Source organism: Bdellovibrio sp. KM01 (genome assembly GCF_013752535.1).
Taxonomy (GTDB): domain Bacteria; phylum Bdellovibrionota; class Bdellovibrionia; order Bdellovibrionales; family Bdellovibrionaceae; genus Bdellovibrio.
Genome location: NZ_CP058348.1, coordinates 1,650,112 through 1,667,022 on the forward strand (window position 1 = coordinate 1,650,112; position 16,911 = coordinate 1,667,022).

Sequence of the window (16,911 nt, forward strand, 5' to 3'; positions counted from 1 at the left end):
AGGAGGTCATTGTGAAGTTTTTGTCGACACTCGTGTTGATGGTCGCATTCCTTGGGTCTGCAGCCCATGCCTATGAAGGAACTATGCATTTTGCTGCGGATGGTTCCGTAGTTATCAAGCCTTTGGCTGTGAAATGTACGCCAGATATCGCAGATCAGGACAATGCGCCTAGTTCTTGTGTGCCTACTTCAAAAGACTGTCCAGAGCATTACACATACTCAAGAAAATACTGCTGGGGCGGTTGGAAACGTGGATTCTATCACTGTGGATACGCTTGCAATCGTAAAGCTGAGTGTGAGTGGGGCCCCCATGGCGACTACAAGTGTGGTAACCCAGGCAGCGGCCACAATCATGGCAGCAACGCAGGTCGCGGTTAGTTTTAAGAATGTTTCTGAGCGTAGCTAAATAGCGCGATGGACGCCGCCACAGTGGCGTTGAGAGATTCAACGCCGTCTGTGGGTACCGACAGACGATTAAGGCCTTTGATGCCGCTAAAGCCGGGGCCTTCTTCGCCAATCACCAGGCGCAAGTTTTTTGGCCAGTTGAACTTCGCAACATTTTCGCCCTTCATATCCAGAGCATAAAGATCGCTGTTCGTTTGGATGAGTTCCAAAAATTTACCAGCTTTGAATAAAGGAAGTTTCAATAGAGCTCCCGCTGAAGCTTTGATGGCTTTCGGATGATACGGGGAAGAGCTTTCTTCAGTCAGAATAATCTTACTAACTTTAAAAGCCACTGCGGAACGCGCTAAAGCGCCCAGATTGGAAGGATCTCCGAGGGGAGCGATAACTTCCAAGCCTTCTACTTTTGCGGCAGCATTCAAAGGCTCAATTACTTTTGGCTCCAAGACCAAAAGATTGAAGTGAGTACCCACGACGTCCACTTCGTTAAACATTGCTTTCGGAAGTTTATAAACAGGGATGCGCTGAGTTTTTGAAACGGCGTGAGTTAACGTCACGGATTTCAAATCTTCATGCACGATTTCGGCTTTGATTTTATAATTTGGATTGACTAAGAATTCTTGAATCAGCTTTTCGCCCATCAAGATAAATTCACCGTGTTTTTTGATTCCACGTGACGAAGCTAAATCCGTCCAGCGACGAAAGTGTTCGTTGGTTTTAGAAGAAATCTCGATCATTTGTAAACCGCCCAACGTTTTTTCTCTTCAGGGGAAAGTTCTTCAAATAACATTTCTTCGCCTTCGTCGTATTCCGGCAAAGCCATGTGTTTGATTTTTTCATAAACTACCATACGGCGTTCATGGGGAGTGTGAGGTAAAGAGTACGCTGTGTCTTCAACCAGTTTGAAATATTCAGACCAGTTTTCTTTCGCCATTTTGATTTCAGGGTCCACACCAGGGCCCTTCATGAAATACACGCGGCCACCGATATTCAGGCAGTTGATAACATTGCCCAAGGTGTTGCCGATATCTTCCACAGCGCGAGTGATCGCACCATTCACAGGGTACACGCAATGCTTGTTGATATTACGACCCAGGATATCCAGTTTTGGAAGTTTCATTTCTGTGCGCACATGCTTCAGGAATTCCACACGGCGTTGCACGCCTTCGCCCAAAAGAATTTGTTCGTTCGGGTACATGATTTTAAGAGGAATGCCAGGGAAGCCCGGGCCCGTGCCGACATCCAAAAGCGGAAACTGAAGTTTAGTGTGCTTCATGATGATGATGGAGTCGATAAAGTGCTTAATCGCAATGTCTTTTAGTTTTAACAAACGCGTGAAGTTTTCTTTTTCTTGGTTGAGCATCAACAGGCGATAGAATTGTGCCAGCTGCATGCGCTGCTGATGGTTGACCAAATCGAAATCATGATTGCGAAAGATATCAGCCAAGCGATCGTTGGCTTCATTCACTTCAAAAATAGATTCTGGTTTTTTATGGCGTCCCTTTTGTTCAGAAGGAGCGGCGGCCGCAAACTTTGCGCCGATCGCTTGGGCGCGGGCTTCTTGGCGGGCTTTATAGGGACTGTAATTGGTTTTATTTTTATGTGCCATGCAGGGTCGCAGTTATACCCCTTTTTCCCATAAGATAGAAGGACTTAGCTGGTTTTATGGGGAATTCATAGGGGAGAGGAAAACTCCCCTGTAAAAAGCCCCTGGCGGCTCGGCGATTTGTCGTCAAATTAGACACTATTGAGGGGTGGCAATGCTTTTTCCGGCTTAATAATAAATGCTACCCCGTCGTCAATATGAGGTTCATGATGAACCTATATTTTGAGGGGATTCATCTATGGCAAAAGCAAACGACATCTCTAAAACCAGTCATCTGGAAAAAATGGCCTCTGGGGTAACGAATTGGGCAGAAAAGTGGTTTCCAGATTCTTATATTTTCGCGGTCCTTGCCATTGTCGTCGTAAGCCTGGGGGCTTTTGTGGCTGGGGTTTCCCCTAAAGCCGTGGCCACTTCCTTTGGGGATGGCTATTGGAGTTTGATCCCTTTCACGATGCAAATGGCGATCGTAACTATTTCTGGATACATCGTGGCGTCATCGCCTCCCGCGGGAAAACTGATCAATAGGCTGGCAAAACTTCCTAAGACGGAACGGCAGGCGGTGGCTTATGTGGCCTTCTTTACGATCTTAGCCTCTCTTTTAAATTGGGCGTTCAGTTTAGTATTTGGTGGCCTTTATGTCAGAGCGATCGCTCGTCGCAAGGATTTACGTGTCGATTATCGTGCGGCAGGGGCCGCGGGATATTTGGGCTTGGGAGCGACTTGGGCCTTGGGGCTTAGTTCTTCGGCAGCACAGTTGCAGGCCAATGTTGATAGTATTCCGAAATCATTGCTGCCAATTACCGGTGTGATTCCTTTTGCGGAAACGATCTTTTTGCCGCAGTCCCTGATTATGTTGGCAGTGCTCTTGATCGTATCGGTCGTAATTGCATACTTGTCAGCGCCAACTCGCGAGCGCGCGGTGACGGCGCAGGATCTGGGGATCGATGTGCAAGATGACGTCGAGAAATCCATCGCTCCACCGAAACAGCCCGGTGAATGGTTGGAGTATTCTCCGATTCTTACAATCTTAGTTGTGGCTTTGGGCTTTTGGTGGCTCGCGCAGGAATTTGCAAATAAAGATGTGATCCTCGCGATCTCAAATCTGAATACGTACAACTTTTTATTCCTGATGCTGGGCATGCTGTTGACCTGGAGACCGAAACGCTTTTTGCATTCGGTGGCAAAGTCAGTTCCTTCGGTGGCGGGTATTTTGATTCAGTTCCCGCTGTACGGAAGTATCGCTTATATTCTGACCAAGGCACCGGGTGCTGATGGTCAGACGTTGTCACATCATATTTCTAATTTCTTTGTTTCCATTTCTACCAAAGATACTTTTTCGGCGTTGATGGGTGTGTACTCGGCAATCCTGGGATTCTTTGTGCCCTCAGGTGGCGGTAAGTGGATCATTGAAGCACCTTACCTGATGCAGGCTGCGAATGAGCTTAAAGTGCATTTGGGTTGGACGGTGATGGTTTACAATGCGGCCGAGGCTTTGCCGAATCTGATCAATCCGTTCTTTATGATGGCGCTACTTGGAGTGTTGGGGTTAAAAGCGCGCGATATCGTGGGTTACACTGTGACACAGTTGGTGGTGCATGCCCCATTGGTGATATTCATGTTGTGGGCGCTCGGGGAGACATTGACCTATCATCCGCCGATGATTCCTTAAAAAGAAAAAGGCAGCTCAGAGGCTGCCTTTTTTTATTTTCCGTAAGGAGAGGATCCGCCTTCGGAGCTGACACCGCGGTAAACACGGCTGCCATCGGCGCGAGCTCTTTCATTATAGGATTCTTTTTGTTTTGCCTTGGCTGCTGCGTAAGCAGCGTCACGTTGAGCTTTCAAGGCTTGCTCTTTCGCTTCACGAGTCCACTTGGCAATGTTGTTGCCGTCTTCGTTTAAACGATCCAGCTCTTTCAATGAGGCATCTCTTTTAGCTCTGTATTCGCCAGCCACTTTTTTATAGTGTTCAGCTTCGGCCTTAGAGAACTCCATTTGTTTTTGAGCTTTGGCTTTGCGCTCTTCGTTCATTTTGATTTGGCGTTGGTATTCTTTTACTTGCACAGTCAGCTGTTCTTTTTCAACACGTGTGCGTTGCGCTTCACGAGCCGCAGCGGCTTCCATGTTTTTTGCTTCTTGAGCAGACTTTAGCGCCTGCTGCTTCATTTGCTCTTTGCGAATCTTCTCACGAGCCAAGAAGTTCTTTTGTTCTTGGGCGTCGATCTTAGCTTCTTCTGATTGGCCCATGGACATTTCGGCTTCGATGTCGGCATCGAGTTGAGCAAAACTTTGGTGTGAATATGTCATCATCGCAAGAGCGATCAACAAGTACTTCATAAAAACTCCCATAGGAATTATATCGGCGTCGAGGGTACTCGACTGAACGTCCTGAAGTCTGTTTCTCATGGTACAAATGCTCTTTTCCGAGGGGAAATCTCACTTCGATACAGGCCTCGACTCGTGGATTTTTCGGTGAATTTTGGGTGATTTGCTTAATTCCTTAGCAAGGCGCCATTGCTGCCATGAGCTAATTAGGGCCAAATCCTTGAATTTAGTGGGTTTTGGCGGGATATTTGGTGCCTATGAGCACAAGCAAACTCGACTCCATCAAAGAAGCAGCGCTGGCGGCCTTCAAGGCAGCACCAGGCTCGAAGGAACTTTACGATCTCAAGGTTCAATACCTTGGGAAAAGTGGTTCATTGACTGAAATCATGAAAGAAATGGCTTCGTTGCCTAAAGAGGAAAAACCTCTTTTTGGTAAGAAGGTCAATGAAGTGAAAGCGGTTCTTGAAGCTGCTTACACAGAAGCAGAAGAAGCACTTAAAAAATCTGAGATCGGTGCAAAGATGGCAGCGGAAGAGCTGGATCTGACTTTGCCAAGTGCTTCTCGCGCCAAAGGCTCGCAACATCCTGTGAACATGGTGATCGAAGAGATCTTTACGATCATGTCGCGCTTGGGGTACTCCGTGCGCACAGGCCCGGTGATCGAAAAAGATTACTATAACTTTGAAGCCTTGAATATTCCTGCAGATCATCCTGCTCGTGATATGCAAGATACTTTCTTTATCGATAAAACTCACGTGCTGAGAACTCACACCAGTCCTATCCAGATCCACACAATGGAAACTGAAAAACTTCCGTTGCGTGTGATCGGTACGGGCCCCGTGTTCCGTTGCGATAGCGACATCTCTCACTTGCCGAACTTCCATCAGATTGAAGCATTGTGCGTGGATGAGAAAGTTTCTATGGCGGACCTTAAAGGCACGATCAGTTTCTTCGTTCGTGAATACTTTGGTCCGGGCTTGAAAACTCGTTTCCGTCCCAGCTTTTTTCCCTTCACAGAACCTTCTGCCGAAGTGGATTGCTCGTGCCCAATTTGTAAGGGCAAAGGTTGCAGCTTGTGTAAGCAAACTGGTTGGATCGAAATCGGTGGCTGTGGATTGGTAAATCCAAAAGTTTTCCAAATGGCGAAAATTGAATATCCAAAATATCAAGGTTTCGCTTTCGGCTTTGGTGTTGAGCGTATGGCCATCATCAAGTACGGCATCGAAGACATCCGTTTGTTCCCTGAAAATGACGTTCGTTTCTTAAGGCAGTTTGTAAAATGAAGATCAGTTTAAAATGGCTCCAAGAATATGTGGATGTGAAAGAGTTTTTCTCTAAACCAGAGGAACTTGCTGAAACGTTGACTCGCGCAGGTCTTGAGGTTGAAGAGATCACAAACCTGGCGAAAGATTTCAATCACGTGGTGATTGGTCACATCCTTGAAAAAGACAAACATCCGAATGCTGACAAGCTTTCTTTGTGCCGTGTTTCTACGGGCGATGTGGTTCACCAGATCGTTTGCGGAGCGCAAAATCACAAAGCGGGTGACCGTGTGATCGTGGCTTTGCCAGGGGCTGTTTTGCCAGGCAATTTCGCAATCAAAAAATCTGCGGTTCGCGGTGTGGATTCTGCCGGCATGCTTTGCTCTTTAAAAGAGCTGGGCTTGGCGAAAGAATCAGACGGCATTGAAATTCTTCCTAGCGACGCGCCAATTGGTAAATCCTATGCTGAGTACGGCGGTTATGACGACATCACGTTCGAATTGAAGGTGACTCCCAACCGTGCGGACTGCTTGAGTCACTTTGGTTTGGCTCGTGAAGTGGCTTGTTTGCTGTCGAAAGAATTGAAAGCACCCAAAGCAGAACCTAAATTGGGAACTAAATCTTCTAAGAGCGAAATCGCTTTGGAAGTGAAAGCCTTTGATCTTTGCCCTCGTTACACGGCACGTGTGATCAAAGGGGTTAAAGTAGGTCCATCTCCAGCCTGGTTGAAACACCGTTTGGAATCCGTGGGTATGAACTCGATCAATAACATCGTCGACGTAACAAACTTCGTGATGATGGAGTTGGGTCAGCCGCTTCATGCTTTCGATGCTAAATTCATCGGTGGCAAAAAAGTGATTGTAGATCGTGCAACAGCGGGTGAGAAATTCACAACACTGGATGGCACTGAAAAAACTTTGACGGGTGATGAATTGACGATCCGTGATGGCTCCCATCCAATGTGTTTGGCGGGTGTTATCGGTGGCAAGAACTCTGGCGTATCTGAAGTGACGACGGAAGTATTCTTGGAATCGGCATACTTTGTTCCCATGAGTGCGCGTAAAACATCTCGTACTCACGGCGTGGATACAGATTCTGCTTACCGCTTTTCTCGCGGTGTGGATCCAGACGGGGCTTTGCGTGGTTTGAACCGAGCGACAGCTTTGATCTTGGAAGTCGCTGGTGGCGAAGCTTACGCTGATCACCATGATTTCTATCCAAATCCAGTTAAGAAGAATCCAATTTCTATCACAGTGAAAACTGTTTCGGATCGCTTGGGGTACACAGCTATTGAGGCGCAATTCGTGGATTACATGAAGCGCCTGGGCTGCGGAATTGAAAAAAATGGCGAGACTTTCAAAGTTTTGCCTCCCACATTCCGTTTCGACCTAGAGCAGGACATGGACTTGGTTGAAGAGTACGCGCGCTTGAATGGTTACGACCATATTCCTGAAGCATTGCCAGTCTTCACAAATCCACCGGCACACCACGATAAAGGTTTCTTGCTAAATAAATCAGTCAGCGAACTGGTGCGTGCGGATGGTTTCCAACAAGCGTTCAATTTTGCTTTTGTTGGTTCCAAAGCTGAAAAAGCTTTCTTGGGCGATGTTTCGACAATGAAAGCTGCTGGCCTAAATGCCACGGCGAAAGAAATTCGCATCATGAATCCACTCAATGAAGAGATGGATGTGATGAGATCTTCTTTGAGTTTTGGTTTGTTCAGAAATCTTACGACGAACTTCCATTATGGCAACATGATGGGTCGTTTGTTTGAAATCGGTAGCACGTTCTTTACCGGTGATGATGGTTCTTACGGTGAAAACCCCCGTTTGGGTTTTGCTTTGTGGGGCCGCAATGAAAACCTTTGGAATAAATCTTTGGATTATCCAATCGTGTTTGAATTGAAAGCGACGGTTGAGACTCTTTTGAAATCTTTGAATATTTCTTCTTATACTTGGGTGACTCCGGCTAACAAAGCCGAGGTTCCAGCTTTCATGCACTCTGGTCAATTTGCTCAGTTGTTGGTGGAAGGTAAGAAGGTGGGCTTTATCGGAACTCTTCATCCAGTTTTGCTTGATGATGCTAAGATCCGTGTGCCAGCAGCGGTAGGCGAATTCGACCTGGATCAATTGTACAAAGGTCAGCCTCGTCCATTCCGTATTCAAAGTGTTTCTAAGTTCCAGGTTGTTGAACGTGACTTTGCTTTCGTCATGCCAAAAGCATTGAAAGTGGGTGATGTTCTGAAAGATATCCGCAAAGCTGCGGGTGCGCTTCTTGTGAATGTAGACGTGTTTGATTTGTATGAAGGCGATAAAATGGAGGCGGGTAAGAAGTCCGTGGCCATTCGATTGTGGCTTCAAGACAAAAATGGCACACTGCAGGAGGAGCAGATCTCCGGAGTGACTTTGAGGGTTCTAGAGTCTTTGAAAAAGAATTTTGATCTTTCCGTGAGATAAATTCTTGATTGTTTTCAGATGCTTGTTACGCTTTAGTTAATTAAGCCCGCGAAGATATTCGCGGCAGGAAAAGTGAAGGATCACAATGGCTGGCCAAAACTTGGGTAAATCAACTGTGACGAAGGCCGATATCGTCGAAAACGTCTACCAGAAGATCGGTTTCTCTAAAAAGGAAGCTTCTGAACTGGTTGAACTGTGCTTCGATACCTTGAAGCATGTTTTGCAAAATGGCGATAAAGTTAAGATTTCTGGATTTGGAAATTTCGTCGTGCGTGGGAAAAACGAACGTATCGGTCGTAATCCGCAAACGGGCGAACAAATCAAAATCTCTGCTCGTCGCGTTCTAACATTCCGTCCTTCACAAGTGTTGAAGGCAATGTTGAATGGTGAAGAGTACGAACATCTCAAGGATGATGAAGATGACGATGACGACTACGGCGACGATGAATAGTCCTGAAGCTGATACGACAACGGCATCACACAGTGAGCGTATGGAGTATCCGATGACTCCGATCGTGGATCAGTCCGACGAACAACAAATGAGCTTTGATAGTTCTGAGTTGTCTTTGGGTGATCAACATCTAGAGTTCGTCGAAGCGGAATCTACAGCGGTTTCTGCGGAGACTGCACAAACTCAGCAAATCTCAATCCCTGCGATGCTTTGTGATGATAAGCTGATGGATGAGATCAAAGCGATTCCCAATAAAATGGCTTTTAAAATCGGCGATGTGGCCGAGATTTTAGGAATTAAACAGTATGTTCTTCGGTACTGGGAAACTGAGTTTGATGTTCTAAAACCCAAAAAAGCTTCCAACAACCAACGCATGTACACGCGTAAAGATGTTGAGAATGCTCTTCTGATTCGTAAACTTTTGCACCGTGATCGTTTCTCGATCGAAGGCGCAAGAAATGCGATGAAGGAATTGAAAGCTCATGTTCGTAAAGAAAAAGACATGAGTCAGGTCTATCACAAGCTCGACAATGTAAATGAAATGGTCGAGGGATTGTTGATGGATATCCGCAAACTCCGCGGAATGTTTATGTAAATCAAAAAAAGGGCTTCGGAAACGAAGCCCTTTTTCTTTTCTGAATTCGCACTTAAATCACACCCGGAGAGTTTGTGAATAACTGGCTTATATATGCAATAGGCTCTGCTGTGTTTGCGGCACTAACGGCGATCTTGGGTAAGATCGGCGTCGAGGGCGTAAATTCAAATCTGGCGACTTTCATTCGTACAATTGTGATCTTGTTGGTTGCGGCTGCTTTGATCAGTTTTCGTGGAGAATGGCAGCGGGCGGATTCTATTTCTACTAAGACTTATGTGTTCTTGATCTTATCTGGAATCGCAACCGGGCTTTCTTGGCTTTGTTATTATCGTGCTTTGCAATTGGGGCCAGCCTCGAAGGTTGCTCCGATAGATAAGCTCAGTGTGGTGTTTGTGATTATCCTGGCTTTGATTTTCTTGGGTGAAAAACTGACGTTGAAAACAGCCGTAGGTGCCGGGATGATTGCTATAGGCTCTTTGGTTTTAGCTTTTTAAAACTGCCCCCTTATGATGTGCCGGGATGAGCAGATCATCCTGGCTTATAGCTTGCTCACCATATAGGGCATGAAATTCAAATGCCCTTATTGCCATCAACAAAGAGACCCTAAAAACGCCGCTCGGACTATTCGTAAGATCGGAACTTACTATCGCAAATCAGACGGCCAATATCTTTCCAGACTCTGGTGCTTTCGTTGCGGAAAAAGTTTTTCTGCCGCCACCAGCAGTCGTGCGAAGGGACAAAAGAAACGACACCTCAACACACTTATCAAAGATCTTCTTACCGGGGAAATGAGTCAGCGCGAGATCGCTCGCGTCCTGAAAATCAATCGTAAGACAGTTGTGCGAAAGTTTCGCTTTGCTGCGGCGACAGCTAAACAAGAACTCCGTGCTTGGAATAAGAAATTTCCTAAAAGCGCTGAAGTTGAGTTCGATGACCTAGAAACCTTTGAACACACCAAATGCAAACCTCTTTCGGTGACATTAATGGTGGAGTACAAAACCAGGAGGATTCTGGGATTTGAGGTGGCCCAAATGCCTGCGAAAGGCCTCATTGCAGCTTATTCGAGGAAGAAATATGGTCACCGATCCGATCATCGACCTGATTCACGGAAGAAGTTGCTGTCAGAAATGACAGAGTTCGTTCAGTCTTGTGCGGTGATTCGCTCCGACTCAAACCCGTCTTATCCGGCTGATGTGAAAAGATATTTTCCAAATGCGCGACATGATACCGTGTTGGGAGGTCGAGGTGCGGTTGTCGGTCAGGGTGAGCTTAAGAAATTAAAATGGGATCCGATTTTTTCATTGAACCATACTTGTGCGATGTTGCGGGCAAATATAAATCGATTGATTCGAAAGACTTGGTGTACAACGAAAAAGCCCGGCGAGCTTGCCGGGCATATTGCTCTGTATGCTTTGAGGCATAATAAAAGGTTAGCCGCCACACAGTGAGGGGCCAGTTTCTGACTCTTACAGGTCGTGATCTTTGTATTTTAGGTTTATTTTTTGATAGTCGGTTGAAGCCTTCACTTTGTCGAGGGCCTTTTGCCATCGCTGTATTTCCTGATCGGGAATGTCCAAACTTGCAGCGATATAAAGCGGAGAACTACTGATTTTTACGGAAGTTTTTTGCAAGGCGTCCGGCGGGAGATTGGATTTTTTAAGCCAGTAAGCCACACCCCAAGAATCTTCGCCAATCGATAGGTCGCAGCGGCCGTGGATTGTTTTCAGATAGATCCCTTCAGGATTTACTCCCACATCGAGATTTTTAAAGCCGGAACTTTTTAGAAAATTAAATACAAATCCTTGGTCACGGCAGCAAATTCGGCGGACTTTTTTTGCGTCTTCCAAGGTTTCAATTATTATTGGATTGCCTTTCTTTTTGAAAAAATAAATGGATTGTTCTCCAAAGGGCCCGATCCATTTAAACTTGTGTTTACGGTCCGGAGTTTGGATGAAAGAAAAAAACATCACGTTGCTTCGATTTTCGAAGGTATTCATTCCACGGGCTGAAGGATATAGCTCGACGACGTAATTGGTGTTGAGTTCTTTCTGAATCAGTTTTACGACTTCCGTAGCAAAGCCTTTAAGTTCACCTTTTTCGGTGTAGTTAAAGGGTGGCCATTCTTCAGTTAAAAGTGTTAAAGGTGGAGTCGCTACGGCACCAGCTGTTGTTTCATGAATCAGAGACACAGCAAATAAAATCAGCAGAAACGAAAAGTTGTTGAGCCGCACTTTATATCCTTCTTAGGGGGCGTTATAACACGAATCATTCGATCTTTGCAGGAACTGAATGTCAATGCCGAGAGCAATGATTAATTGTGTCCCTGAGTTTGTACAATAAAAGCAGCTTTTGTTTCAGTATAAGACGTCTAATTTGAGTGCACTGCATATCCTCTTGCTCAGATCAGTCAGTTCAATTAACTCAAGGAACGAAACACAACATGCAGGTTCGCTATTTTCAAGGACCTCGTATCTTTATTGCTTTGCAGGTTTTTTGGCGACCCGCCTCTATGCATTATGAGCCTTGTGATTCCACAGGTGGCTGGTCGATTGTTCCTGCGGAACTCCTATCCCATTAAATCCCCATCCAGTTGATTAACAATTGGATTGGACATCCAGCGTCTCTAGGCGAATAATCTAGAGGTGCTTTACGGTAATGAATCGATTTCCCATTATACTCGCAGTAATATCCTGACTTGGATGCTGATGGCATTTCAAGCAGGCGTGTTGAATATGGGCGGCTTTATGGCCTGCCATCGCTTTGTGTCCCATGTGACGGGCTTTGCGACTTTCTTTGGTTATGAATACAGTCAGAAAGATCGTGGTCACGCGTGGGGGATGTTAATCGTTCCTCTGTTCTTTCTGTTCGGCGCCATGGTGAGTGGATATCTGGTCGACATTCGCCTAAAGCTTCATAAAAAACCTAAATATTATATCGCCTATGCCGTGATGCTGGTATTGATTTTGATCGCCACATTGGGTGGTTGGTTGGGGTGGTTTGGCCCCTTTGGCGCTTCCCTCGAGGAATCGCGTAACGGTTATTTGCTTTTGATTTTGTTGTGCTTTACCTGCGGCGTTCAGAACGGCACGATCACCAGTGTATCACGCTCGGTGGTGCGCACGACTCACTTAACCGGTATCACCACTGATCTTGGAATCGGTTTGGTTCGAATTTTCAATAAAAGTACTCTGGGTTCTGAACATACCGAATTCGTTGAAAATGAATACAAAGCGACTTCTATGCGCTTGGGAATCATCACGATGTTCGTGTTGGGCTCGGTTTTGGCAGGATTCGTTTATCCAGTCGCAGGCTTTTGGGGGTTCTTGATTCCTGCATTCACGACAGGGATTTTGCTTGTTTCCATGATCTATTTTCAGATCATCACTCCACGAAAACGACAGGCTGCCGCTTAGACAACCTGTTTCTGTTATAAACTACTCAATCACGCATTTCATCGCGATATTTGTTGAAGACCCATTTTCACAAGTTCTGTTTACAAAACCTGTAAAGACAGTTCCTTCCGGAAGTGTTGCCAGCTGTTTTGGAAGAAACGGTGAGTACCAGCACCAAGCGTCCTCTAAGGCACTAAAGCGTGTGTAGTCTTGATAGCGAGGGCTTTTAGAGGTGAAGCCCGTGTCTGGAGTCGACGTACCTGCAGAGGTCAAAACAGCGCCGGAAAGTTTTGCAGAGGCCAATTCGTTATTTGCAGAGACCGTCGCTGTCAAAAGAGCGAAATCATGAGTGGCAGTGCCTTTCCATCCGTCAATTGCCTGGAAAGACTGACAAGTTAAAGATTTGGCTTCGCTGATCGATGCGAAAGACAAAGTAAAGATAATAGCAGAAATAAATATTTTCATGAGGGCACCTTTAAGTTGAATGTGTGTTTCGAATTCGTGGTCTTATAGAAAAATGAGACGGCGACGTCCAATAGGCACTTATCAAGTTACTATGCTCATTTTGAATAGTATTTTCTTCATGATCGGTAATTCTTAAATCAGAGGCGATATCTCGCGGGAGCGCGGTTCTATTTTATTATTGGTGCCGTGATTGATAAGAATCGCGAGTGAGCTCATAGAGATTTAATAGAACATCTTTTTGTAAGACTTTGTCGAACTGCGAGTACTGCTTTACAAAGCCGAATCCTGATTTTTGCAACACACGGATGGACTGATTATTTTCAGCATCCGTGACCGCACTCAGTCCCGGATAGTTCAACTCCACGAGCGCCAGGTGAATCAGTCTTTGGCAGGCTTCGGCCGTGTATCCTTGCCCCCAATGTCTTTGCACGATCATAAACCCCAGCTCCACGAACGGCAGATCCCGTTGCAGAAGCATAAACCAACCGACAAAGTCAGAACCCTCAGTCAGTTCCGCGGCCCAGATTCCTAGCGGAGCGCGGGAGGGTTCATTGTTGATCATCGCCTGCAGTCGTTCCTGGATTCTTTCATCAGTTAGCGGAAAGCGGTGAGGGCTATTGCACATCACATCGGGATTGGCTTCTAGCTCCCGCATATTGGCAAAATCATTTAAATTGAAGCGGCGAAGATTTAACCGGGGCGTTTTCATAGATATGCAGGAGAGTCCGGTGGACGAATGATATTTAAAAGGAATGTTCTTTGGCGCAGGTACATTTTATTACCCTCCCAAGGAGTGAAGTATGGCGGATTGCGCCCGATAATAACCAAACCTGCAAGTTGCTCTATATTCAACTCTTGCAGACTCTTTTTGAAATAATAAGGGCTCGCGTTTTGATAACCACTTAATTCCTTACCTTCAATCATTCCAAAGGAATAACGATTGATCAATTGTTCAATCTGATCGTTATAACTGTACTTTAAAAATAAACGGATGAAAGCCAATTGATCTTCATACATTTTGATGAAGCTTCCCTGACTACCTGCCGGCATCAGAATTTTGATCAACTCCCAAGTCAGGGCACAGTCAGGGTGCAATTGGGGAGTGTCTGAAAAAGTGCGCTCGAGTCCCGACCACTCGTTACACATCGCGGACTGAGGGTATTCCACCTCATTGATAATTTTTACGAGAACGGGTGGCAACTGGGCATAAGAGACGTAGGGATGAGGCTTGAATGCCATCGCGCGGTCCAAATTTTTACTGACCCGACGGTATTCTATCAGCGCAAAAAAGGACATTGCTGCCGCCAGAAACAGGGAACCAACTAAAAAAAATGTCACCGTGAACTTAAGTGATCTCATGTTGTAAGCACGCTCCGAGATAAGAGGAGAATAGCAAAGCAACCGGGAAATATATAGCCTTTAAGAAAAATAATTTCCTATGAAACACCTCGCTGTCGTTGGGCGAGAAGAATCAACGACAGGAGAGGCTAACGTGAGTTTTCTAGAGTTAGAAACCTACATTGAGGATCGGAGAGACTTTGAAAACGCCGGTGTTATTGAAGTTAACTAGACCAATTTGCAACCCATGAAGATTGTCAGTGATGTTTACCAACCCTAACTGAATGCCATAAACTGATTTTGCACGATTATACACGCCCAGCTGAGCACCATAAACCGAAGTGTTCGTGCTAAGGTTCGTGACCGCTAACTGCACGCCATAGACATTACTTTCAGCGACGTTGATGTTACTGATGATAGCAGCCTGCAACCCCACGACATTTGTCTTTTGTTGATTATAGTTTCCCAAACCCGCCAATTGGAGCCCTATGATATTTGTTGAGCCATAAGTGGCATTGAAACCACCTGCTATACCAATACCAACGAAGTCTTGATCAGTGATATTGCCCAGTACCCCAAAATCCAAACCATATACATCACGATGGTGGCCCCACAGAGCACTCAAGCGAATCCCGGTAATGGAAAAATCCTGAGGAGGAAATTGAACGGGTGGCGCAATTGCCACGGAAATCGGAGTTACCGCGGCAAAGCTTACAGAGGCGGAGCAAACGATAGCGAAAATGAGGGAGAGAAGGATATTTTTTTTCATATCCACCATTCTAGAAACAGAGTGTGCATTGCCGCAAATATTCGACAAAGATCAAGACTTTGGTATCTGGACAATTGCCAGTGTTGTGGAAACCACTGGAGCATTTGAGGTCACTACTCGAGGGAAAGTTTCATTTCAATATTGCATCTCTCATAATCGGGATGGGCGCCTAAATGCACCGTTTGAAATCCGTGCTTTTTATAAAGTGAAATCGCAGGCTCAAGAACCGTATTCGACAGCAAACTGATTTCCGCAGCACCTCGCTGGTGGGATCTTAGGGTTCTATTTTTTCTTTTTAAGCAAAGCTGCGGATTCTGTTTTTATCCACGAGCGATACGACACGATATTCGTGTAGACGGTCGATGTCGCACAACCCATTTCGCTGCGGCTGGTAAGTCCCCATACAAAATAGTCAGAGCCGGATTTGATAAAGGCAGGTCCCCCGGAGTCACCAGAGCAAGGACCGTGCTGTTTGTCGTGAAGCAAGATCGCCTCAAAGGCATTGGGAAAACTTCCGATATTCACAGAAGTGGATTTTAAAACTGCGGGGCCATCCATTTCTTCAGTGAAGCAACGAGTTTCCTTAAGCTCCATATCAAAATCACAAATAACCACGCCGTCATTCACCAGAGCTTGCAGCTCATCAGGGGGCGTTTGTTTCGTATCGACTTCCACCAGGTTGTCTGTCTCAACTCCATAGCCAGCAATCAAAGTCGCGGATCCTTCTTTTAATAAAGTGGCGTTATTCAGAATCTGCGCTGGCATATAACCTTTGGGGATGGTGCCATTGAATTTCAAAAGCGCGATGTCGTGAGTGGGTTGGTTCGGCTCTGCAAGTTCAGAAACATTTTTGTATTTGTCATTGATAACGCCTGCACTTGCTCTGCGAGTCAGAGGAGATTTGCGGATCTTATCGTAGTCCGTCAGCAGAGACTCCATGTCAGGAGAAAATACGATGAAGGTTTCTCTGACATCATCGGGTTGCACGCAGTGAGCTGCGGTAACGACGATATTGTTCTCTAAAAGGATGCCCGTACAGACGGCCCCGATATTTACATCATAAATACCGACGGTGCTTTTGGCGATGCGGGAGTCCTTTTTAACCAGAGTCCCACCGATGATAGCATCGCCCGTGGCTTTCAATTCGCGATCTTTCGCGGGTGTGCAAGCCACAGCTGAAATCATAATTGTGAACGCCAATATTCCGGCAAGCTTCATAAGAAACATTCCTTCGGTAAAGTGGTATTTTAGCGTTAATTCAGGTGTTTACCAGCCCCCCAAAAATTTTACTAAGGACGCACGAAAACTGTCGAATGCCTCAACAGGGGGAGTAGAAAACCGTGTTAATACTGTTAGTTAGGCTGGGAATGGCAGGCTTCGTTACAAAGGGTTTGCCCCTCGTTCCCGGATGCTCGAGAATCAAAAAAGTAGTGAGGAGTCCCTATGAAAACAGCTATAAGCCTCTTTGCAATCGTTTTTATGTTGATGAGCACATCGGGAGCGCAGGATCCCGGGCCGTATTTTGAAAACACCATCGTACCCCGACAGGGCCGTTTGTTTGCCATCGATTTTGATGCGGGTTCAAGAACGGTGCGAGTCTCTGCTGTTGGTAAGACCTTAAAAGGTCTGAGCTCGTCTCGTTACACGGTTTCAGCTGAAACAACGGATGCCGAAGGGATGGCGCGACAGTTGGATTTGGTGTCGGTCGCGAGCGGTGGATATCAGTTTAAAGATAAACTAGAACCAAAGAAAGACGTGAAAATTAAGGTGCAAGATAAGCAGAGTAAAGAGACTGAAATTTTCCTGTTAAAACCTTAAGAAGCATATTCCAACAAAAGAAAAGGCGGCTCGTGA

The 16,911-nt window shown here is 45.8% G+C and carries 19 protein-coding genes; 10 read left to right on the plus strand and 9 right to left on the minus strand.

Features of this window, described 5'->3' with window-relative positions; genetic code table 11:
- Positions 1 to 11 precede the first annotated feature (11 nt).
- Positions 12 to 377 carry a hypothetical protein gene (locus tag HW988_RS08070; RefSeq protein WP_181607073.1) on the plus strand — a complete coding sequence of 122 codons (366 nt, stop codon included), beginning with the start codon at positions 12 to 14 and terminating at the stop codon, positions 375 to 377.
- Between the two features lie 2 nt (positions 378 to 379).
- Here the strand turns inward: HW988_RS08070 and HW988_RS08075 are convergent, their stop codons facing one another.
- Both HW988_RS08075 and HW988_RS08080 read right to left on the minus strand, forming a co-directional pair.
- Positions 380 to 1,138: an RNA methyltransferase gene (locus HW988_RS08075; protein WP_181607074.1), complete on the minus strand. Its 759-nt coding sequence runs from the start codon at positions 1,136 to 1,138 to the stop codon at positions 380 to 382.
- A complete protein-coding gene (locus tag HW988_RS08080) occupies positions 1,135 to 2,010 on the minus strand; it encodes a 16S rRNA (guanine(527)-N(7))-methyltransferase RsmG (RefSeq protein WP_181607076.1) in 876 nt (291 codons plus the stop codon). Before HW988_RS08080 ends, HW988_RS08075 begins: the two co-directional genes overlap by 4 nt.
- Before the next feature lie 235 nt (positions 2,011 to 2,245).
- Between HW988_RS08080 and HW988_RS08085 the strand changes: the two genes are divergently transcribed.
- Positions 2,246 to 3,676, plus strand: coding sequence for a short-chain fatty acid transporter (locus HW988_RS08085; protein ID WP_181607078.1), 1,431 nt, complete (start codon positions 2,246 to 2,248; stop codon positions 3,674 to 3,676).
- A gap of 32 nt (positions 3,677 to 3,708) precedes the next feature.
- Here the strand turns inward: HW988_RS08085 and HW988_RS08090 are convergent, their stop codons facing one another.
- On the minus strand, positions 3,709 to 4,341 hold the full coding sequence (locus HW988_RS08090) for a hypothetical protein (RefSeq protein WP_181607080.1): 633 nt from the start codon (positions 4,339 to 4,341) through the stop codon (positions 3,709 to 3,711).
- A gap of 245 nt (positions 4,342 to 4,586) precedes the next feature.
- Here HW988_RS08090 and pheS point away from each other — a divergent pair, with 245 nt between their 5' ends.
- The 6 genes from pheS (at position 4,587) to HW988_RS08120 (ending at position 10,541) form a co-directional block, all read left to right on the plus strand.
- Positions 4,587 to 5,612 (plus strand): phenylalanine--tRNA ligase subunit alpha, encoded by a 1,026-nt coding sequence (gene pheS / locus HW988_RS08095; protein ID WP_181607082.1) that lies wholly within the window; start codon positions 4,587 to 4,589, stop codon positions 5,610 to 5,612.
- Complete coding sequence (pheT, locus tag HW988_RS08100; protein WP_181607084.1) at positions 5,609 to 8,047, plus strand: phenylalanine--tRNA ligase subunit beta; 2,439 nt, start codon at positions 5,609 to 5,611, stop codon at positions 8,045 to 8,047. The genes pheS and pheT overlap by 4 nt, the downstream gene beginning before the upstream one ends.
- A 115-nt stretch (positions 8,048 to 8,162) precedes the next feature.
- On the plus strand, positions 8,163 to 8,498 hold the full coding sequence (locus HW988_RS08105) for an integration host factor subunit alpha (RefSeq protein ID WP_142702159.1): 336 nt from the start codon (positions 8,163 to 8,165) through the stop codon (positions 8,496 to 8,498).
- Positions 8,467 to 9,093, plus strand: a complete 627-nt coding sequence (locus tag HW988_RS08110; RefSeq protein ID WP_255490273.1) for a MerR family transcriptional regulator — start codon at positions 8,467 to 8,469, stop codon at positions 9,091 to 9,093. Before HW988_RS08105 ends, HW988_RS08110 begins: the two co-directional genes overlap by 32 nt.
- A 74-nt stretch (positions 9,094 to 9,167) precedes the next feature.
- A complete protein-coding gene (locus HW988_RS08115) occupies positions 9,168 to 9,587 on the plus strand; it encodes an EamA family transporter (protein WP_181607085.1) in 420 nt (139 codons plus the stop codon).
- 69 nt (positions 9,588 to 9,656) lie between these two features.
- Entirely contained in the window at positions 9,657 to 10,541 is an 885-nt protein-coding gene (locus HW988_RS08120) for an IS1 family transposase (RefSeq protein ID WP_181607087.1), read from the plus strand.
- A gap of 18 nt (positions 10,542 to 10,559) precedes the next feature.
- On the opposite strand, the gene HW988_RS08125 is transcribed toward HW988_RS08120, so the two are convergent.
- Positions 10,560 to 11,324 (minus strand): ABC transporter substrate-binding protein, encoded by a 765-nt coding sequence (locus HW988_RS08125; protein WP_220128832.1) that lies wholly within the window; start codon positions 11,322 to 11,324, stop codon positions 10,560 to 10,562.
- A 474-nt stretch (positions 11,325 to 11,798) separates the two neighbouring features.
- Here HW988_RS08125 and HW988_RS08130 point away from each other — a divergent pair, with 474 nt between their 5' ends.
- Entirely contained in the window at positions 11,799 to 12,506 is a 708-nt protein-coding gene (locus tag HW988_RS08130; RefSeq protein WP_255490274.1) for a YoaK family protein, read from the plus strand.
- Positions 12,507 to 12,527: 21 nt separating this feature from the next.
- Here HW988_RS08130 and HW988_RS08135 read toward each other — a convergent pair whose 3' ends face one another.
- From HW988_RS08135 to HW988_RS08155, 5 genes are all read right to left on the minus strand, one after another.
- Positions 12,528 to 12,950, minus strand: coding sequence for a hypothetical protein (locus HW988_RS08135; RefSeq protein WP_181607093.1), 423 nt, complete (start codon positions 12,948 to 12,950; stop codon positions 12,528 to 12,530).
- A 175-nt stretch (positions 12,951 to 13,125) separates the two neighbouring features.
- A complete protein-coding gene (locus HW988_RS08140) occupies positions 13,126 to 13,659 on the minus strand; it encodes a GNAT family N-acetyltransferase (RefSeq protein ID WP_181607094.1) in 534 nt (177 codons plus the stop codon).
- A complete protein-coding gene (locus tag HW988_RS08145) occupies positions 13,656 to 14,309 on the minus strand; it encodes a transglycosylase domain-containing protein (protein WP_181607095.1) in 654 nt (217 codons plus the stop codon). Before HW988_RS08145 ends, HW988_RS08140 begins: the two co-directional genes overlap by 4 nt.
- A gap of 148 nt (positions 14,310 to 14,457) precedes the next feature.
- Positions 14,458 to 15,057 (minus strand): LA_2272 family surface repeat-containing protein, encoded by a 600-nt coding sequence (locus HW988_RS08150; protein ID WP_181607096.1) that lies wholly within the window; start codon positions 15,055 to 15,057, stop codon positions 14,458 to 14,460.
- A 282-nt stretch (positions 15,058 to 15,339) separates the two neighbouring features.
- Entirely contained in the window at positions 15,340 to 16,275 is a 936-nt protein-coding gene (locus tag HW988_RS08155; RefSeq protein ID WP_181607098.1) for a trypsin-like serine protease, read from the minus strand.
- Positions 16,276 to 16,500: 225 nt separating this feature from the next.
- Here HW988_RS08155 and HW988_RS08160 point away from each other — a divergent pair, with 225 nt between their 5' ends.
- Positions 16,501 to 16,875 (plus strand): hypothetical protein, encoded by a 375-nt coding sequence (locus tag HW988_RS08160; RefSeq protein WP_181607099.1) that lies wholly within the window; start codon positions 16,501 to 16,503, stop codon positions 16,873 to 16,875.
- Positions 16,876 to 16,911: the final 36 nt, after the last annotated feature.